General features: G+C 69.4%; 17 protein-coding genes. 4 read left to right on the plus strand and 13 right to left on the minus strand.

Going from position 1 to position 18,551, the window contains the following annotated elements; all coding sequences use genetic code 11:
* Positions 1–209: 209 nt before the first annotated feature.
* From LR393_RS05195 to dop, 9 genes are all read right to left on the minus strand, one after another.
* Positions 210–386, minus strand: a complete 177-nt coding sequence (locus LR393_RS05195; RefSeq protein ID WP_231482004.1) for a hypothetical protein — start codon at positions 384–386, stop codon at positions 210–212.
* Positions 387–495: 109 nt separating this feature from the next.
* Positions 496–1,212: an FKBP-type peptidyl-prolyl cis-trans isomerase gene (locus LR393_RS05200; protein ID WP_231482005.1), complete on the minus strand. Its 717-nt coding sequence runs from the start codon at positions 1,210–1,212 to the stop codon at positions 496–498.
* Between the two features lie 95 nt (positions 1,213–1,307).
* Positions 1,308–1,688: an FKBP-type peptidyl-prolyl cis-trans isomerase gene (locus LR393_RS05205; protein ID WP_231482006.1), complete on the minus strand. Its 381-nt coding sequence runs from the start codon at positions 1,686–1,688 to the stop codon at positions 1,308–1,310.
* Between the two features lie 116 nt (positions 1,689–1,804).
* Positions 1,805–2,773, minus strand: a complete 969-nt coding sequence (locus LR393_RS05210; RefSeq protein ID WP_231482007.1) for an FKBP-type peptidyl-prolyl cis-trans isomerase — start codon at positions 2,771–2,773, stop codon at positions 1,805–1,807.
* A 106-nt stretch (positions 2,774–2,879) separates the two neighbouring features.
* Positions 2,880–4,241, minus strand: coding sequence for a Pup--protein ligase (gene pafA / locus LR393_RS05215; RefSeq protein ID WP_231482008.1), 1,362 nt, complete (start codon positions 4,239–4,241; stop codon positions 2,880–2,882).
* A gap of 131 nt (positions 4,242–4,372) precedes the next feature.
* Positions 4,373–5,251 carry a proteasome subunit alpha gene (prcA, locus tag LR393_RS05220; protein ID WP_231482009.1) on the minus strand — a complete coding sequence of 293 codons (879 nt, stop codon included), beginning with the start codon at positions 5,249–5,251 and terminating at the stop codon, positions 4,373–4,375.
* Entirely contained in the window at positions 5,248–6,075 is an 828-nt protein-coding gene (gene prcB / locus LR393_RS05225) for a proteasome subunit beta (protein ID WP_231482010.1), read from the minus strand. The genes prcA and prcB overlap by 4 nt, the downstream gene beginning before the upstream one ends.
* Before the next feature lie 175 nt (positions 6,076–6,250).
* A complete protein-coding gene (locus tag LR393_RS05230; protein ID WP_231482011.1) occupies positions 6,251–6,451 on the minus strand; it encodes a ubiquitin-like protein Pup in 201 nt (66 codons plus the stop codon).
* Positions 6,452–6,681: 230 nt separating this feature from the next.
* A complete protein-coding gene (dop, locus tag LR393_RS05235; RefSeq protein ID WP_231482012.1) occupies positions 6,682–8,202 on the minus strand; it encodes a depupylase/deamidase Dop in 1,521 nt (506 codons plus the stop codon).
* Positions 8,203–8,379: 177 nt separating this feature from the next.
* Here dop and LR393_RS05240 point away from each other — a divergent pair, with 177 nt between their 5' ends.
* A complete protein-coding gene (locus tag LR393_RS05240) occupies positions 8,380–8,898 on the plus strand; it encodes a DUF3054 domain-containing protein (RefSeq protein ID WP_231482013.1) in 519 nt (172 codons plus the stop codon).
* 3 nt (positions 8,899–8,901) lie between these two features.
* Here LR393_RS05240 and arc read toward each other — a convergent pair whose 3' ends face one another.
* The 3 genes from arc to LR393_RS35005 form a co-directional block, all read right to left on the minus strand.
* Entirely contained in the window at positions 8,902–10,641 is a 1,740-nt protein-coding gene (gene arc / locus LR393_RS05245) for a proteasome ATPase (protein WP_231482014.1), read from the minus strand.
* Positions 10,642–10,944: 303 nt separating this feature from the next.
* The gene (locus tag LR393_RS05250; protein ID WP_231482015.1) at positions 10,945–12,021 is read right to left on the minus strand and encodes a tRNA (adenine-N1)-methyltransferase; all 1,077 of its coding nucleotides are present in this window, start codon (positions 12,019–12,021) and stop codon (positions 10,945–10,947) included.
* A gap of 135 nt (positions 12,022–12,156) precedes the next feature.
* Positions 12,157–13,281 (minus strand): site-2 protease family protein, encoded by a 1,125-nt coding sequence (locus LR393_RS35005; protein ID WP_269326710.1) that lies wholly within the window; start codon positions 13,279–13,281, stop codon positions 12,157–12,159.
* Positions 13,282–13,428: 147 nt separating this feature from the next.
* On the opposite strand from LR393_RS35005, the gene LR393_RS05260 reads away from it, so the two are divergent.
* The 3 genes from LR393_RS05260 to LR393_RS05270 all read left to right on the plus strand — a co-directional run bounded on the left by LR393_RS05260 (position 13,429) and on the right by LR393_RS05270 (position 17,872).
* Positions 13,429–14,286, plus strand: a complete 858-nt coding sequence (locus tag LR393_RS05260; protein WP_231482017.1) for a RecB family exonuclease — start codon at positions 13,429–13,431, stop codon at positions 14,284–14,286.
* Positions 14,287–14,595: 309 nt separating this feature from the next.
* Entirely contained in the window at positions 14,596–15,342 is a 747-nt protein-coding gene (locus LR393_RS05265; protein WP_231482018.1) for an ABC transporter ATP-binding protein, read from the plus strand.
* Position 15,343: 1 nt separating this feature from the next.
* Entirely contained in the window at positions 15,344–17,872 is a 2,529-nt protein-coding gene (locus tag LR393_RS05270) for an ABC transporter permease (protein ID WP_231482020.1), read from the plus strand.
* A 131-nt stretch (positions 17,873–18,003) separates the two neighbouring features.
* Here the strand turns inward: LR393_RS05270 and LR393_RS05275 are convergent, their stop codons facing one another.
* The gene (locus LR393_RS05275; protein WP_231482021.1) at positions 18,004–18,195 is read right to left on the minus strand and encodes a hypothetical protein; all 192 of its coding nucleotides are present in this window, start codon (positions 18,193–18,195) and stop codon (positions 18,004–18,006) included.
* Positions 18,196–18,551: the final 356 nt, after the last annotated feature.

The following is an 18,551-nucleotide window of genomic DNA, read 5'->3' on the forward strand; positions in this document are numbered from 1 at the left end:
CCCTTCGTGATCATGCAAACCCTCCCGACCGAATGGTCTGTCGGGGGAAAGGTTGCATGATCACGAAGAGATGGGTGCGGCCTTGAAAGCCCAGCCCGCCCCTCACCTCTCACCTCTCACCTCTCACCTCTCACCTCTCACCTCTCCCTCTCACCTCTCACCTCCCCCTCTCACCTCCCCCTCTCACCTCTGCCTCTCACCTCTGCCTCTCACCTCTTCCCCCCACCTCTTCCTCTCACCTCTCTCACATATCCCTCTTTCCCCACCTCTTCTGCCAGACCGCGGAAGCCGGCGGATCCAGAGATGTCCGCTCCCCCGAGACCCGCGTCGCCCACCACTAACTCCTCGCTGACCACCTCGTCCAAAATCATCATCGAAGTGGTCATCCCCGTGGCCTTCGTCCCTGACGCTGTAGCCTGTTATCGCCGCACCTGAGCATCGTGTGCATTTCTTACGCCCTACCCGCAAAGAGTGCGCACGATGTCTGCTGACGGGTCAGTAGGCCGCTATCAGGTCCACGACGAAGATCAGGGTCTCGTTCGGGCCGATGTCCGGGCCGATGCCGCCTGCTCCGTAGGCCAGGTCCGGCGGGATCACCAGCAGGATCCGGCTGCCCACCCGCTGGCCGACGAGGCCTTCGTCCGAGCCGCGCATGACCTGCCCGGCACCGATCGTGAATTTGACCGGCTCCCGGTGGCCCCACGAGGAGTCGAACACCCGGCCGTCCCGCCAGGTCACGCCGGTGTAGTGCACGGCAATGATCTGCCGCGCCCGGATCTGCGCTCCGGTGCCCCGGATCAACGGACAGACGATCAGCGCGGTCAGGGGTTCTCCGCCAGGCACCATGATCACTGGTGAGCCGTCGTCGGCCACGGTGACTGTCGGCAGCTGGAGGCCGGACACCGGCGAGTCAGCCGGGCCCGGGCTGTCGATGTCGAGCCGCATCGGCGCACTGAACGCCCCGGAGAGTTCCGGGGCCGGGGCATCGTCCGCACCGGCCCGCAGGACGAGGGTCGCGCGGGCGCCGTAGCCGTCCTGGCCGGCCGGTTCCCAGTCGAACAGCACCTGCTCCCCCACCGCCAGCTCGCGGTATCCCGCCGCCCGGACAGCGCTCCAGTGCGTCCACGCGGCACCGCCCGTGACGTCCGGAGACTCGATCACGCCCCTGCCCTCGTCCGGGTTCCAGCTACGCACCACCCCACGGATCGCCATGGCCCCTCCCTACCGCCGGTTGTCACGGTTCTTCGTGCGGTGAACGACGAAGCGCCCCTCCACCGCACAGGTGGAGGGGCGCTGGACGCTGGAGATCAGCGGGCGTCGACGAGGTCCACGACGAAGATCAGGGTCTCGTTCGGGCCGATGGCTCCACCGGCGCCGCGGGCGCCGTAGGCCAGGTCCGGCGGGATCACCAGACGACGGCGGCCACCGACGCGCATGCCGGCGATGCCCTGGTCCCAGCCCGCGATGACCTGGCCGACGCCGAGGCGGAACTTCAGTGCCTCGCCGCGGTTCCAGGAGGCGTCGAACTCCTCGCCGCTGGAGAACGCCACACCGACGTAGTGGGCGGTGACGGTGTTGCCGGCCACGGCCTCCGCACCCTCACCGACGACCTCGTCGGTGATCGTGAGCGTGGTGGGCGGGGTTCCCTCGGGGAACTCGATCTCCGGGCGCTTGAGCTCAGCACTCATGGTGTTTCTCCTTAGTGACGTGCGTGGTCGTCGGCCGCACCGGGGCAGCCAGGTGGGCGACCGGGTGTCAGGGCGCCGTCAAGCTTGCTTCACGGCCGCCCCGCACTCAAATCGACTCAGCCGGTGGTGTCGAGGATGTCGACGACGAAGACCAGGGTGTCGGTGCCCTTGATGCCGGCGTCCGACTGGCCCTCGGCGCCGTAGCCCTCGTCCGGCGGGATGACGAGCAGGACCTGACTGCCGACCTTCTTGCCGACCAGGCCCTTGTCCCAGCCGGAGATGACGCGGCCGGCGCCGATCTCGAAGCTGGCCGGGGAACCCTTGGTCCAGGACGAGTCGAAGACCTTGCCGCCGGGCCAGACCACACCCGTGTACTGCACGGTGATGGTCTGCCCCTTGGCCACCTTCGCGCCGGTGCCCTCGATGAGGGGCTGCACGACGAGGGAGCCGGGGGCCTTGCCGTCGGGCAGGGTGATGGTCGGTGCGCCGGTCTTGTCGAGCTTGACCGTGGGCAGGCCCTTCTTGGCCGCGACGCTCTTGCCGGTGGCCCGCTTCAGCACGTCGGCGGCGTCTTCGATGTCGATCACGAAGATCAGCGTGTCGGTCGGCCCGATACCCGCGGACGAGACACCCTGGGTGCCGTAGCCGTCGGCCGGCGGGATCGTGATCAGGACACGAGAACCGACGGTCGCGCCCTCGAGGCCGGTGACCATGCCCTTGATGACCTGGCCGTCGTCAAGGGTGAACGCCGATGTGTCACCGTCGTAGTTGCTGTCGAACTGCTTGCCGTCGGCACCGTTGATGCCCAGGTAATCGATGGAGACGCGCTGGCCCGCCGTGACCTTCGCACCGTCACCGGCGGAGAGGATCTTGCGGGTGGTCTTCTCGGTCGAGAACGGCGTGGGCACGTCGACCTTGGGGGTGTCACCGACCTTGCCGGTGACCTTGATCGCTTCGATGTCGGTCGTCGTACTGGACGCGGCTTTCCCCGCACTCCCGGAGGAGGCGCTGGAGCAGCCGGAAACCACGGCCGCGGCGGCTACGAGAACCGCGCCGGCGCGCAAGAGGGCTTTGCGTGAGAGCACGTTCGACCTTCGTCGTGGGAACGGGACGCCGAACACCCTAGGGCATATAGCTGAGGGTGCCCGGCATCCGCCCAGGTGCCCGGGAGCGGCCCGGGTCACAGTTGGCTCACATACTCTGGATCAGTCGCTCCACGCGCTCGTCGACGGAGCGGAACGGGTCTTTGCACAGAACGGTGCGCTGCGCCTGGTCATTGAGCTTCAGGTGCACCCAGTCGACCGTGAAGTCGCGACGGCGTTCCTGGGCCCGCCGCACGAAGTCGCCGCGCAGTTTCGCCCGGGTGGTCTGCGGCGGCACCGACGTCGCCTCGAACACCTCGATGTCGGCCCCGACCCGTTCCACCATGCCCTTTTTCATGAGCAGGTAGTGCAGTCCGCGGTCGCGATGGATGTCGTGGTACGCCAGGTCGATCCGGGCGATGCGGGGCGAGGACAGCGGCAGGTTGTGCTTCGCCCGGTAGCGCTCGATCAGCCGGTGCTTGATCACCCAGTCCAGCTCCCGGTCCACCAGGGACAGGTCGCCGGTGCCGATGGCCCGCAGACCGCGCTCCCAGAGATCGAGAACCCGCTTCACGTTGTCGGTCTGGAGTCCGCGGCTCTCGACGAACTCCTTCGCCCGGGCCAGGTACTCCTCCTGGATCTCCAGGGCCGTGGCCTCGCGGCCGTTGGCGAGGCGGACCTTGCGCCGGCCGGTCAGGTCGTGGCTGATCTCGCGGATGGCCCGGATCGGGTTCTCCAGGGTGTGGTCGCGCAGCACCACACCGGCCTCGATCATCCGCAGCACCAGGTCGGTGGCTCCGACCTTGAGCATGGTGGTGGTCTCGGACATGTTCGAGTCACCGACGATGACGTGCAGGCGCCGGTACCGCTCGGCGTCGGAGTGCGGTTCGTCGCGGGTGTTGATGATGGGACGCGACCGGGTGGTGGCGCTGGAGACGCCCTCCCAGATGTGGTCGGCCCGCTGGGACAGGCAGTACACCGCACCGCGCGGTGTCTGCAGCACCTTGCCGGCCCCGACCAGGATCTGCCGGGTCACGAGGAACGGGATCAGGATGTCGGACATCCGGCCGAACTCACCGTGCCGCGAGACCAGGTAGTTCTCGTGACAGCCGTAGGAGTTACCGGCCGAGTCGGTGTTGTTCTTGAAGAGGAAGACATCGCCCTGGATTCCCTCCTCGTGCAGTCTGCGCTCGGCGTCGACCAGCAGACCTTCGAGGATGCGCTCACCGGCGCGGTCGTGGACGACCAGCCGGCGGATGTCGTCGCATTCGGGGGTGGCGTACTCGGGGTGCGAACCGACATCGAGGTACAGCCGGGCACCGTTGCGGAGAAAGACGTTACTGGAACGGCCCCATGAGACGACCTTGCGGAAGAGGTACCGGGCGACCTCGTCGGGCGACAGCTTGCGCTGCCCCTCGAAGGCGCACGTGACCCCGTATTCCGTCTCCAGCCCGAAGATTCGGCGGTCCATTCCCTTACTGTAGGTGCCTTCTCGCCCAATGGCACCAGTGTGGGGCAATGGGTTGATCGTGGAGTTCGTTCCGGGCTCGCCACCGTCGGGCCCGCCGGGGAGTTCTTCGGGCCCGAACGGCAGCGATCCGGTCATGCTCCTGCGCCCCCTGCGTCGTTCCCGGGGTGACCGGGCTCCTGGTCGGGCTCGGTCGAAACCGGGTCACCCGCCTGCGGTACAGGGTTCACCGGGCTCGGCGGTGCCTGCTCCCCGGTCAGCGTGTCGTGCGCCCCGGGCCGCGAGTCGTCGCTGCTGGGCACGTCGGTGGTGGGGTCGTCGGGGGCGAGCAGCGCCTCGAGCAGCTGCCCACCGAGCCGGCGGAAGGCCCGCCGGGGCCGGGCCCGGTCCAGCACCGCGACCTCAAGACGATCAGGCGTGAGGGCCCGGTCGGCCCCGTTGGTGCTGTCGCGACCGAGCATCTCGACGGCCAGGGTCAGCGCCGCCGACAGCGTCAGACCGGGCCGCCAGCGTTCCTGCATGCCCGACGAGATGGTGTCGGCCTGACCACCCATCACCACGAAACCCTGCTCGTCGGCGACGGATCCGTCGTAGGTGAGCCGGTAGATCTGGTCCTGCTCGGGGGTCGCGCCGACCTCGGCGACCGCGAGCTCGACCTCCATCGGCTTGGAGTCCTGGGTGAACACGTTGCCCAGGATCTGGGCGTAGGCGTTGGCCAGGCCCCGGGCCGTGACATCGCTGCGGTCGTAGGAGTATCCGCGCAGGTCGGCGTACCGGACGCCGGCCACGCGCAGGTTCTCGAACTCGTTGTAGCGGCCTGCGGCGCCGAAGGCCATGCGGTCGTAGATCTCACTGATCTTGTGCAGCGAGCGCGAGGCGTTCTCGGCGACGAAGGCGATGCCGTTGTCGTAGGCGAGGACGATGACCGGCCGGCCGCGGGCGATGTTGCGCCGGGCGTAGTCGGCCCGGTCTTTCATCTGCTGTTCGGGCGGGACGTAGAACGGCATGCTCATCGGGCACTCCCTCCCTCGGCGTTCCGCGCGACGACGGCCTGGAACGCGGCCTCGGTCTCGTCCTGCGAAAGCCGCCGGTAACCCTGGGCCGTCACCACGACGAGCACCGGGTAGATGCGCCGGCCGACGTCGGAACCGCCGGTGGCCGAGTCGTCGTCCGCGGCGTCCTGCAGGGATTCCAGCACCACGCCGACCGTCTCGTCGGCGGTCAGGCCGGGACGCCAGCGTTTCTTCAGCGAGCCCTTGGCGAACAGCGAGCCGGAACCGGTGCTGTGGTAGCCGTGTTCCTCGTAGCGGGCACCGCTGACGTCGTAGGAGAAGATGCGCCCGACGTTGCGGTCGAGGTCGTAGCCGGCGTAGAGCGGCACCACGGCCAGGCCCTGCATGGCCAGCGGCAGGTTGCCCCGCAGCATGGTGGCCAGGCGGTTGGCCTTGCCCTCGAGGGACATCAGCGTGCCCTCGATCTTCTCGTAGTGCTCCAGTTCGACCTGGAACAGGCGGACCATCTCGATGGCGGGCCCGACCGTTCCGGAGATGCCGACGGCCGAGTAGTCGTCGGCCGGATAGACCTTCTCCATCTCGCGATGGGCAATGTAATTGCCCATCGTGGCGCGCCGGTCGCCACCCATGACCACTCCGCCGTCGAACGTGGCGGCAACGATCGTGGTCGAGTGCGGCAGTTCCGGCATGACGGCTCCGGCGGGCAGATTTCGCCCGGGCAGGAGGTGTTCGGCGTGGGCGGCGAGGAAGTCCGTGAACGAGGAGTTGCCCGGAGCGAAGAACGCCTCCGGCAACCGCCCTTCACGGAAGGGATCGGCAGTCACGGGCGAAACCCTATCCAGATGGACGGCGTTCGCTCATCGGCTCGGCACGAGAAGTTTTCCGCGTAGCGCGAACCGGTGGACGACGGCGTCGGGGCGATGTCCGGGGCGGTGTGAGGGCGGCATGAGGGGTTCGACCGGGCCCGCGAGGGGCCCGGTCCGCCCCGGGCGGCTGCCGTCACTGGCCGCCCTTCTGTACGAATCCCTTGACGAACTCCTCGGCGTTGCTCTCCAGGACGTCGTCGATCTCGTCGAGGATCGCGTCCACGTCGGCGTCCGTGGTCTGGGCCGCACCACCCGCGGGCGGCGCCGCGGGGGCGGCGTCGTCGGCGGGCTCGTCGTCGCGTCGGGTCGGGCGCTGCTGTTCCTGACCGGCCATGACTGCCTCCTGCGCTCTGCGATTGCGAGCTTCCTTGCAGTGATCCTAAGCATGTGCCCGCGATTTAGGCGCGTGCCGTAGCCCACTCTGCGAAGAATTACCTGATGGACACCGTGCAGGGGACGGGAAACGGTGCGCAACCGGGCGTGCCGGACCTGGTTCCGGGCCCAGCGCGGACACGGTCCCCGGCGGTGCTCGGTCAGCGGTCGCTCCGGGCGGGCGCTGTGCGCCTATTCGGCGGCCAGGGCGTCCACCAGGTCGGCCGCCGTGCGGCAGCGCTGCAGAAGGGCCTCCACGTGCTCCTTGGTGCCCCGGGACGGGTCGAGGGTGGGCACCCGCTGGAGGGCTCCCCGGCCCGGGATGTCGAAGATCACCGAGTCCCAGCTCGCCGCGGCCACGTTCTCGCCGTAGCGGGCCAGGCAGCGGCCCCGGAAGTAGGCCCGGGTGTCGTGCGGGGGCTCGTGCACGGCCTCGGAGATCTGCGCGTCGGTGACCAGCTGCTCGACCTGCCCGCGCGACGCCAGACGGTGGTAGAGCCCCTTCTCCGGGCGCACGTCGGCGTACTGCAGGTCGATCAGCTGGAGGCGCGCGGCGTCCCAGTTCAGGTTCTCGCGGTTGCGGAAGCCTTCGAGCAGACGCAGTTTGGCCACCCAGTCCAGCTCCCGGGCGCAGAGCATGGGGTCTTCGCCGAGACGGCTGAGCACGCTCTCCCAGCGGGTGAGCACCTCGGTGGTGGCCTCGTCGGCATCGTCGCCGAACCGGTCGCTCACGTAGGCGCTGGCCTGCTCGAAGTACAGCCACTGCAGTTCGAGTGCGGTCATCGAGTTGCCGTCCCGCAGCGTGACCTGCTGTTTCAGCGTCGGGTCGTGCGAGACGTCGTGCAGTGTGCCGACCGGGCGCTCGAGCGACAGGTCGCGGGTGAACGCGGCATCTTCGATCATCGCCAGCACCAGGTTGGTGGTGCCGACCTTGAGCAGGGTCGCCACCTCGCAGAGGTTCGCGTCGCCGATGATGACGTGCAGGCGGCGGAACTTGTCGGCGCTGGCGTGGGGCTCGTCGCGGGTGTTGATGATGGGGCGCTTGAGCGTGGTCTCCAGCCCCACCTCGACCTCGAAGAAGTCGGCGCGCTGGGAGATCTGGAAACCCGTGCCGGTGCCGTCCTGCCCCAGGCCGACCCGGCCGGCCCCGGTGATGACCTGCCGCGACACGAAGAACGGCGTGAGATGACGGACGACGTCGGCGAACGGCGTGGACCGGCGCATCAGGTAGTTCTCGTGGGTGCCGTAGGAGGCGCCCTTGTTGTCGGTGTTGTTCTTGTACAGGTTGACGTCGCCCAGGCCCGGGTTCGCGGCGATGCGCCGGCAGGCCTCGAGCATGACCCGCTCACCGGCCTTGTCCCACCGCACGATGTCGCGCGGGGTCAGCACCTCGGGCGAGGAGTACTCCGGGTGCGCGTGGTCGACGTAGAGCCGGGCGCCGTTGGTGAGGATGACGTTGGCCAGGCCCGGGTCGTCGGGGGCGTCGGTGAGCTGGCTGGAGTGCGCGCTGTCGCGGCTGATCTCCCAGCCGCGGGCGTCGCGCAGCGGGGCCTCGTCCTCGTAGTCCCACCGGGCCCGCCCGGCGCGACTGCCCAGGGGCGCCGCATAGGCGTTCACCACCTGCGACGACATCAGCATCGCGTTCGCGGCGGGGTCGCCGGGGGCGGAGACCCCGTACTCGGTCTCGATCCCCATCACCCGGCGCGCGGTCATCGGGGCACCGCCCTGGTTCGGCTCATGGAACTCAGCCTAGGCGCCGGGTACGACAAGCATCCGGCCACCGGGCCCCGACACCGTCGCGGTACCGGGTTCCCCTCCGGTGAACCCGGCTCAGTGGCTACGCTGACGAGCCCGTAGTTCCGCGACGAGTGACTCCTAGGAGCGCAGGTCATGATCCCCTCCACCTCCCGCACGGCCGGTCGGGCCCTGGCGGTCACCGCACTGGCCGACCTGGTCTGCGTGCTGGTGTTCGTGACGATCGGGCGCAGTTCGCACGAGGAGGGCATCACCCTCACCGGGCTGCTCACCACCGGCTGGCCGTTCTGGCTCGGCGTGGCCGGCGGCTACGCCGGGGTGGTGGCGTTCCGCCTGGCCCCGGCGAGTCTTCCGGGCGCCGCGATGGTGCTGATCAAGACGCTGGTCATCGGCATGATCCTGCGTAGCGTCGTCCAGCACGACGGCACGCCGTTCTCGTTCGTCATGGTCGCCACGGTGTTCCTGGCCCTGACCCTGGCCGGATGGCGCACCGCGGCCCGGTTCGCCCTGCTGCGCCGGATGCGCACGGCCTCCCCGAACTCGCCCCACGCCCTCCCGCAGCAGACCCGCACAGGCTCAACGACGTCCTCAGGCAAAAACACCGACCCGGCCGGCCCGCACGAGGCGAGCCGACCGGAATCGCTGCGCAGCTAGGACTTACAGGTACTGGCCGGTGTTGGCCACGGTGTCGATCGAGCGGCCGGGCTCGGTGCCCTGCTTACCCTGGATGATGGTGCGGATGTAGACGATCCGCTCACCCTTCTTGCCGGAGATCCGCGCCCAGTCGTCGGGGTTGGTGGTGTTCGGCAGGTCTTCGGACTCCTTGAACTCGTCGACGCAGGCGTCCAGCAGGTGCTGCAGCCGGATGCCCCGCTGGCCGAAGTCGAGGAAGTTCTTGATCGCACCCTTCTTCGCCCGGTCGACGATGTTCTGGATCACCGCACCGGAGTTGAAGTCCTTGAAATAGAGGATCTCCTTGTCACCGTTGGCGTAGGTGACCTCGAGGAACTGGTTCTCCTCGGACTCCGCGTACATCCGCTCGACGGTGCGCTGGATCATCGCGTCGACGGTGGCGCTGCGGGAGCCGCCGTTGGCGTCCAGGTCGTCCGGGTGCAGTGGGAGGTCCTCGGTCAGGTACTTGGTGAAGATGTCCTTGGCGCCCTCGGCGTCGGGCCGCTGCACCTTGATCTTCACGTCGAGCCGGCCGGGACGCAGGATGGCCGGGTCGATCATGTCCTCCCGGTTGGAGGCGCCGATCACGATGACGTTCTCGAGCCGCTCCACACCGTCGATCTCCGACAGCAGCTGCGGCACGATCGTGGTCTCGACGTCGCTGGACACACCCGAACCACGGGTGCGGAACAGGGACTCCATCTCGTCGAAGAACACCACCACCGGGGTGCCCTCGCTGGCCTTCTCGCGGGCCCGGCTGAAGATCAGCCGGATGTGCCGCTCGGTCTCGCCGACGTACTTGTTCAGGAGCTCGGGGCCCTTGACGTTGAGGAAGTAGGACTTGGAGTCCTTCTGGCCCCTGGCCTCGGCGGCCTTCTTCGCCAGCGACCGGGCGACAGCCTTGGCGATCAGCGTCTTACCGCAGCCGGGAGGGCCGTACAGCAGAACACCCTTGGGCGGCTTGAGGCCGTGCTCGCGGTACAGCTCGGGGTGCAGGAACGGCAGCTCCACGGCATCGCGGATGTTGGCGATCTGCGGCCCCAGGCCACCGATGTCGGTGTAGTCGATGTCGGGCACCTCTTCGAGGACGAGCTCCTCGACCTCGGCGCGGGGGACCTTCTCGAAGGCGAACCCGGACCGGGGATCCATGGTCAGGGCGTCGCCGACCTTGAGTTTGACCTCCGGGTCGCGCAGGGCGCCGGCCAGGTGGACGACGCGCTCCTCGTCGGCGTGCGCCATCACCAGCGCGCGCTCGCCCTCGTCGAGGATCTCCTTGACGATGACGATCTCGCCGGTCTTCTCGAACTGCCGCGCCGCCACCACGTTGAAGGCCTCGTTGAGCATCAGCTCCTGGCCCGCCCGCAGCTCGTCGACCTCGATCGACGGGCTCACCGCGACCCGCATCTTGCGACCGGAACTGATGATCTCGACCGTGCCGTCCTCGGCCTGGCCGAGGAAGACGCCGAAGGTGTTGGGGGGCTGGGCGAGCCGGTCCACCTCGGCCTTGAGCTGGACGATCTGCTCGCGAGCGTCGCGCAGGGTGCCCGCGAGACGCTCGTTCTGGGATCCGAGTTGGTTGACCTGGGCACGGAGACGCTCTATCTCGTCCCCGGCCGCCCCTGGAGTCCGTGCAGCCGAGAGTCGCTCGACCTCCTGCTGGAGGCGAACGATCTCGCGCCGTAGCGCGGCCTCGTCAAGGCCGTACCCGCTGCTGTGGTCGGTCATGGCGGTAACCCTCCCGTCCGGCGCAAGGTCGATGCTTCGACCCTAGCCCGCCTTCACGCCCTAACGGCGGTCTGGCGTAAATCCATCCACGAGATGAAATCTCGTGCCGGCCGACACCGTCGCCGACCGGAAAGGAGTCATCCTGGCACGTGCGGAGTGACAATGGGTGTCTCAATGGTCACTTGACCGTCCGTAACCGGACAAGCAAGGTGACCGAGATCTCCCCATCGTTCCCGGACGACTGGCGCCCTTTGGCTCAGAACCATCGCCCGGGAACGCGGAAAAAGCCACCCCGCACGGGCATCAATTAGCGGGATCGAAACCTGGACGGGGTTCGCCGTCCTGCTCGTCGGCCGGATCGGAGTCCAGATCCTCGGCGAGCGCAAGCGCCTGGGCGGAGGCGCCGGTGACGTCGCGACGCACCTTGCGGACCTTCTTGTCGGACACCGGGCGCTCCCCCAGGTCGACGGCGGTCCACTCGCCCCAGGCCTCGGCCACGCCCACCTCACCGTCGGCGGCGGCCTTGGCCGGGCGACGGCGCCGCAGCGGCGCGGTCAGGCCGTCGGCCATGCGACGGGTGGTGAGCAGGAAGCCGGTGTGGCCGACCATACGGTGCTGCGGGCGGACCGCCAGCCCCTCCAGGTGCCAGCCGCGCACCAACGACTCCCAGGCCTGCGGCTCGGTGAAACGACCGTCCGCCCGCAGCGCCTCCGCGGTTCGGGACAGCTGGGTGGCGGTCGCCACGTAGCAGATCAGCACACCGCCCGGCACGAGCGCCTTGGCCACGGCCTCCAGGCAGTCCCAGGGGGCCAGCAGGTCGAGCACGAACCGGTCGGCGTCGGTCTCCACCACGTCGGTGGCGACGTCACCTACGGTGATCTGCCAGGACGGGTGCTCGGCGCCGAAGAACGTCTCGATGTTCGCCTTGGCGATGGCGGCGAAGTCTTCGCGGCGCTCGTAGGAGTGCACGAGGCCGGTGTCGCCCACGGCCCTGAGCAGGGACATCGTCAGAGCGCCAGATCCTACTCCGGCCTCGACCACACGGGCCCCGGGGAAGATGTCGGCCATCTGCACGATCTGCCCGGAGTCTTTCGGGTACACCACTGCGGCACCGCGCGGCATCGACAGAACGTAGTCGGCCAGCAGGGGACGCAGCGCCAGGTACTCGACGCCGGCGGTGTTGCGGATCACCGAGCCGTCGGGCTGCCCGATCAGCTCCTCGTGACGGAAGTAGCCACGGTGGGTGTGGAACTCCTTGGCGGGGTCGAGGGCGATCGTGTGCAGCCGGCCCTTGGGGTCGGTGAGCTGCACCCGGTCACCGGCCCGGAACGGGCCCCGGCGGCGATCGGCGCCGGTGGGGGCGGGGGGTGCTTCGGTCATGAGGAGCGAGTCTATGGGCGCGGTGGGGGTGGGTCGCGCCGGGCCGGTTCCGGCCGGTGATGTCGGCAACTTCGGTGACTTCGGCGACGGAGGACGCGGGTGCGCACCGGTGCGGGTCGGTCGGTGGGTCTCTGGTCAGGGGGCGACGAACCGGGCGACGTCCTCCCAGTCGAGCACGCCGACCACGACGTCACCCGGGCCGAGCACGGCGTAGCGGGAGGACGGGAAGTCCTGCAGGGCCTGGATCAGCTCCTGACCGGCCAGGCCGGTGGCCAGGACCGCCCCGGCGGGCAGGGCCTCGGCCACGGCACCCGCCCGGACCTCCTGGGCCCGGGCTGCGGGCACACCGGCGGCCGCGCGCTCGTCGACGATGGCGGAGGGCCGGCCGTAGACGTCGAGCACGACCACGGCGGTCGCCCCGGCCCCGGCGGCCGACATCAGGGCCCCGGCCACGGTGGCCCCGGAGGACACGGCCACGGCGGGCTGGAACAGGTCGTCCACGAGCACCGAATCGGCCCGGATGTTCCAGCGCGCCACCTCGACCGCCTGCCCGGCCGCCCGCCACAGCAGGATGCCGACGAGGACCAGCCAGAAGGCACTGGCCGGCTCGCGCTCGCCGGTCAGCACGGAGAACCCCGCGTAGACCAGGGTGCCGACCGCGATCACCCGGCCGGCGTGACCGGCCACCACGGCGGCCATCAGCCGGTCGCCACTCCAGCGCCAGATCACGCCCTCCAGCACCCGGCCGCCGTCCAGCGGCAGGCCGGGCAGGGCGTTGAAGCCGGCGACCACCAGGTTGGAGGTGGCGGTGGCGACCAGGAGGAGCCGGGCCACGCCGCCCGGCGCGGCCGTGGGCACGGCCTGCTGGGCGGCCAGGGCGATGAGGGCGTTCGACAGCGGGCCGACGACGGCCACGGCGACGGCGCGCCAGGGACCGGCGGAGGGGGTGTCGAAGGCGGTGTGACCGCCCCACAGGTCGAGCACGATCGCCGTGGCCGGGGTGCCGGTGGCCGCGGCGGCGACCGCGTGCGCGGCCTCGTGGACGAACACCGACAGCAGCAGGATCAGGGCGAAGACGAAGCTGATCAGATAGACGCCCGGACCGGTCAGGTCCACCCAGGCCCGCACGGTGGGCGCGAACAGCAGGGTCATCGCGGCGGCGACGAGGAACCAGGACGGGCGCAGGTAGACCGGCACCGGGCCGACCCGGCCCAGGCGGATCCCGGACTCCGTCGCCGGGGTCGGCTCGGCGGCACTCACCGGGCGGGGCCGGATGTCGGGCGGGAGATCTGTCCGCCGGGCCCGGGGTTGCTCACCTGCAGGATGTTAAAGCAGGTCCCGCCACCTGCCCCGGGGACATTCCGGTCCTCACCAGAACTGTCGGACCCCCCGTCTAGGGTTTTCGGCATGGCAGCAGCACTCAGCCCGTCCCGGGCCTCCGACTTCATGCAGTGCCCGCTGCTGTACCGCTTCCGCGTGATCGACCGGCTGCCCGAGGCCCCGAGCTCCGCCGCTGTGCGCGGCACGCTGGTGCACGAGGTGCTGGAACGGCTGTTCGACCTGCCCGCCGACCGGCGCACGGTCGAGGCGGCGCAGGAGCTGCTCCCGGCGGCCTGGGCCCACGTGCAGCAGGAGCGGCCCGAGGTCTCGGCGCTGTTCGACGGCGACGAGCCGCCGGAAGAGCTGGACAGCTGGCTGGCCTCGGCGTCCCGGCTGATCGGCCGCTGGTTCGCCCTCGAAGACCCGACCCGGCTGGAGCCGGCCGACCGCGAGCTCTACGTCGAGACCACGCTGGACGACGGGCTGATGCTGCGCGGTTACGTCGACCGGCTCGACGTGGCCGCCGACGGCCGGCTGCGGGTGGTCGACTACAAGACGGGCCGGGCCCCGTCCGAGGCGTTCGAGGCCAAGGCCCTGTTCCAGATGAAGTTCTACGCGCTGGTGCTGTGGCGCACCCGGGGCATCCTGCCCGCGGTGCTGCAGCTGGTGTACCTGGGCGACGGCGAGATCCTGCGGTACGAGCCGGACGAGGCCGACCTGCTGGCCGTGGAGCGCAAGGTGAAGGCGCTGTGGGAGGCGATCACCGAGGCCGCCCGCACGGGCGACTGGCGCCCCTCCCCCAGCCGGCTGTGCTCATGGTGCGACCACCAGGCTCGGTGCCCGGCCAAAGGCGGCACGCCACCGCCCGTCCCGGCCGGCGCGGTGAGTCGCTTCCTCGATCCGGCCCCGGCCGACGAGCTCCTGGTCATGGCGGAACCCGGATGACGTCGGGGTCCCGGCACGGTGAGATCGTCGCGGTGGCGGCCCCGGCGTATCGGGAGGCCGCGGATCCGGCTCTTTACCGGTGTGTCAATTCTCCGCGCTCCCGCGGCCGGTCCCGGGCCGCACGCGGCCCGGGTGACAAACTGGTCATCGACCGATGCATGATCCCTGACCCGGGCCGGAGCAAGATCGGGGTCGGATCAGGGAGGGACCCGAGGCGTGGGGGTACGCATCTCGGGAACGGTAGGAGGGGGACGCACCTGTCCCCGCTGTTCTGTGCCAGTCGGACGACGAACTCATGGGGAGTACAGGGTGGGAGCGGAAGCAATCGCGCGAGCGATTGATCTGGAAAAGGTCTACGGGCAGGGCGAGGCGCAGGTCAAGGCCCTGCGCGGCGTCAGCGTCGACTTCGGCCGGGGCGAGATGACCGCCATCATGGGGCCTTCCGGGTCGGGCAAGTCCACGCTCATGCACTGCATGGCGGCGCTGGACCGGCCCACCGGGGGCGACGTGGAGATCGACGGTGTGCCGGTCCGTGGGCTCAAGGACAAGGCGCTCACCCAGCTGCGGCGCGACCGCCTGGGCTTCATCTTCCAGTCGTTCAACCTGGTGCCGACGCTGACGGCCAGGGAGAACATCACGCTTCCCGTCGACATCGCCGGCCGCAAGGTCGACCAGGAGTGGTTCGACCGGGTCGTCGACACGGTCGGGCTGCGCGACCGGCTCAGCCACCGGCCCACTGAGCTGTCCGGTGGTCAGCAGCAGCGGGTGGCGTGCGCCCGCGCCCTGGTCAGCCGGCCGGCCATCGTGTTCGCCGACGAGCCGACCGGCAACCTCGACTCCCGGGCCAGCGCCGAGATCCTGTCGTTCCTGCAGAACTCGGTGAAGGAGTTCGGGCAGTCCATCGTCATCGTCACCCACGACCCGGTGGCGGCCGGGTACGCCGACCGCGTGCTGTTCCTGGCCGACGGCGAGATCGTCGACGAGATGGTCGATCCCACCGCCGACAAGGTGCTCGAGCGGATGCGCGGTTTCGACGCCACCGGACGGCGAAGCTGACATGTTCAAGATCACCGTCAAGGGAATCTTCACCCACCGGCTCCGTTTCGCCCTGACAGCACTCGCGGTCTGCCTCGGCGTCACGCTGGTGGCGGGCACGCTGGTGCTCAGCGGCAGCATCACCCGCACGTTCGACGCGATCGTCGAGCAGACCGCGGCCGGCACCGACGTGCAGGTGCGCGGCGCCCAGCTGGAGACCACCGCGGTCGACGGCTCGAAACAGCGCGAACCGCTGCCGCTCTCGCTGGAGAAGAAGATCGAGGCCGTCGACGGCGTGGCTCGGGTCGCACCCGACATGAGCGGCACGGCGATCCTGGTCAACAAGGACGGCACCGCCACCCGGAACGGCGGCGCGCCCAACCTCGGCTTCGGCTACGACCCGGACGACCCGACCATCCGGATCACCTCCGGCCGGGCCCCGGAGAAGAAGGGTGAGGTCCTCGTCGACGAGTCCACCCTCGAGCTGGCCGGGCTCGCGGTCGGCGACACCACCAAGGCCCTGATCCAGAACGATCCGCAGAACGTCACGATCACCGGGGTCTTCACCTTCGGCAGCAGCCTGGCGGGTGCCACCCTGGTGCTGCTCGACGAGCAGACCGCCGAGGCCACCTGGGCCCCGGACGGTGAGGTTCCGTCGTTCACCATCGGCGCCGACGACGGCGTGAGCCAGGAGACGCTGCGCGACCGGATCGCCCAGGTCGTCCCGGCCGGTACCGAGGTCGTCACCGGCGACGTCGTCTACCAGGAGCAGAAAGACTCCTTCGGCACGGCGATCGGGTTCATCACCACGTTCCTGCTGGTGTTCGCCCTGATCGCGGTGTTCGTCGGGGCCTTCATCATCGCCAACACGTTCTCCATGCTGGTCGCCCAGCGCACCCGTGAGCTGGCCCTGCTGCGGGCGGTCGGCGCCTCCCGCGGTCAGGTGCTGCGGGTGGTGCTCGGTGAGGCGGCCATCCTCGGCCTGACCGGCTCGGTGGTCGGCCTGGGCCTGGGCATCCTGCTCGCGGCCGGGCTCCAGGCCGTGGTGAAGCAGTCCGGGCTGGAGATCACCGGCGGCCTGCCGGTCACCGTGTCCACGGTGGTCGTGAGTCTGCTGATCGGTCTGGTCGTGACCATGCTTTCGGCGATCTTCCCGGCCCTGCGGGCCTCCCGGGTCGCCCCGATTGCGGCGCTGCGCGACGACGCGCAGACCCCGCCCGGCGGCGTACTGCGCCGCGGCATCATCGGCCTGGTGCTGGTGCTGGCCGGTTTCGCCACCATCCTGCCCGGGTCGCTGGGCGACAAACCGCAGTGGGCCCTGGTCGGCGTCGGGGCCGCGCTGCTGCTCATCGGTCTGCTGGTGGCCGCGCCCTGGCTGACCCGGCCGGTGGTGCGCCTCATCGGCATCCCGTACACGGCGCTCTACGGCACGGTCGGCCGGCTGGCCCGGGAGAACGCGCTGCGCAACCCGCGCCGCACGGCGACCACGGCGAGTGCCCTGATGATCGGCCTGGCGCTGATGTCGAGCGTCGGGGTGTTCGCCTCCTCGGCGAACGCCAGCGTCTCCGACATCGTGGACAGCGAACTCACCGCCGACTACGTGCTCAGCAGTGGCGGTTTCACCATGATCCCGACCACGGTGGCCGACGAGGTGACCACGATGCAGGGCGTCACCTCGGTGGCGACCATCCGCTCGGCGCCGGTGCAGCTGGCCGACGGCTCGGTGTTCGCGATCGCCGCCGACCCCCGGGCCATGACCGAGAACGTGAAGCTCGACGTCGTGGCCGGTTCGCTGGACTCGATCGATGCGGGTGACGTCGTGGTCAGCCGGACCGCGGCCGACGACCGCGGCTGGAAGGTCGGCGACACCCTCACGGCCGAGGTCGGCACCCGGAAGAATCAGAGCCTCACCGTCGGCGGCATTATCGACGACTCCCAGGCACTGAACAACCCGAACATGATCGTCCCGCTCGACCTGTACGCCAAGACGGTGCCGGCTGCCCAGCAGGGCGACTTCCTGCTCTACGTGAAGTCGGACGGCACGAACACGGCGGCACTGCGCTCGCAGCTGGAAGACGTGGTCAAACCGTTCCTCGTGGTCTCGGTGCAGGACGGTGACGAGTTCGCGGACGCCCAGGCGGCGCAGATCAATTCACTGCTCTACCTGATCTACGCGCTACTGGCCCTGAGCGTGCTGATCGCGGTACTGGGCATCATCAACACGCTGGCCCTGTCGGTGTTCGAGCGCACCCGGGAGATCGGGCTGCTGCGGGCGGTCGGTATGAGCCGGCGTCAGCTGCGGCGCATGATCAGCGCGGAGTCGGTCAGCACGGCGGTGTTCGGTGCGGTGCTGGGCATGGCCCTGGGCCTCGTGCTCGGCCTGGTGCTGCAGCGGGCCCTGGTGTCGCAGGGCCTGGAGACCCTGTCGATCCCGTGGCTGACCCTGGCGATCGTGCTGGTGTCCTCGGCCCTCGCCGGGATGGTCGCCGCGATCATACCGGCCTGGCGCGCGGTGCGCCTGGACGTGCTGAAGGCGATCACGGCCGACTGAGAGCCTCTTCCGGTCGCTATCGACCGGTCGCTATCGGCAGGCATCGTCGGCAGGCATCGTCGGCAGGCATCGTCGGGGAACATCCGTGCGGGCAGAGCGCACGGATGTTTCCCGACACCGGAGGGCTGAGGTCAGATCGGCACTCCGAACGGGGCCGGCGAGGCGAGGTCCAGGGCGTGGCAGTCACTCCCGCCGGGCCAGCTGATCCCGGGAAGATGAGGTAGGTGGCCGGAATCGGACCGGGCGGTGGCACTGATCAGCGCCACCGCGAGGCCGAGACCGATGACCAACTTGAGGAACCGGGAAGGGGGTCTGCGTTCCACGGTGAAGGCTCCTGTCAGGCGGAGTTCAGGGAGGGTTCAGGGAGCGGCAAGACTCAGGAGAAACAAGAGTTTCGGGAGTGCACAAGGTTCGGGGGAACAGGTTCGGGGAAACAGGTTCGGGGAAACAGGCTTGGGGAAACAGGCTTGGGGAAACAGGCTTGGGGAAACAGGCTTGGGGAAACAGGCTTGGGGAAACAGGCTTGGGGAAACAGGCTTGGGGAAACAGGCTTGGGGAAACAGGGCTCCGGGATGAAACTCTTCGGATAGGAACCTCCGGTTCCGACTCCCGAAGATTCCTGCCGAGAAGGCCTTTCGCGAGACATTACCTGGAGTACATCTCGCAGGGAGCGCCTCCC

Source organism: Kineosporia mesophila (assembly GCF_021129235.1).
GTDB lineage: Bacteria > Actinomycetota > Actinomycetes > Actinomycetales > Kineosporiaceae > Kineosporia > Kineosporia mesophila.

Excerpts from the sequence above, each read along its gene's own strand:
- prcA (WP_231482009.1), bottom strand. The coding sequence starts at position 5,251 with ATGAGCATGCCGTTCTACGTCCCGCCCGAACAGCAGATGAAAGACCGG.
- LR393_RS05240 (WP_231482013.1), top strand. The coding sequence starts at position 8,380 with ATGATCCCCTCCACCTCCCGCACGGCCGGTCGGGCCCTGGCGGTCACC.
- LR393_RS05260 (WP_231482017.1), top strand. The coding sequence starts at position 13,429 with ATGGCAGCAGCACTCAGCCCGTCCCGGGCCTCCGACTTCATGCAGTGC.
- LR393_RS05270 (WP_231482020.1), top strand. The coding sequence starts at position 15,344 with ATGTTCAAGATCACCGTCAAGGGAATCTTCACCCACCGGCTCCGTTTC.
- LR393_RS05200 (WP_231482005.1), bottom strand. The coding sequence starts at position 1,212 with ATGGCGATCCGTGGGGTGGTGCGTAGCTGGAACCCGGACGAGGGCAGG.
- dop (WP_231482012.1), bottom strand. The coding sequence starts at position 8,202 with ATGACCGCGCGCCGGGTGATGGGGATCGAGACCGAGTACGGGGTCTCC.
- arc (WP_231482014.1), bottom strand. The coding sequence starts at position 10,641 with ATGACCGACCACAGCAGCGGGTACGGCCTTGACGAGGCCGCGCTACGG.
- LR393_RS05195 (WP_231482004.1), bottom strand. The coding sequence starts at position 386 with ATGACCACTTCGATGATGATTTTGGACGAGGTGGTCAGCGAGGAGTTA.
- LR393_RS05205 (WP_231482006.1), bottom strand. The coding sequence starts at position 1,688 with ATGAGTGCTGAGCTCAAGCGCCCGGAGATCGAGTTCCCCGAGGGAACC.
- LR393_RS05230 (WP_231482011.1), bottom strand. The coding sequence starts at position 6,451 with ATGGCCGGTCAGGAACAGCAGCGCCCGACCCGACGCGACGACGAGCCC.
- pafA (WP_231482008.1), bottom strand. The coding sequence starts at position 4,241 with ATGGACCGCCGAATCTTCGGGCTGGAGACGGAATACGGGGTCACGTGC.
- LR393_RS05250 (WP_231482015.1), bottom strand. The coding sequence starts at position 12,021 with ATGACCGAAGCACCCCCCGCCCCCACCGGCGCCGATCGCCGCCGGGGC.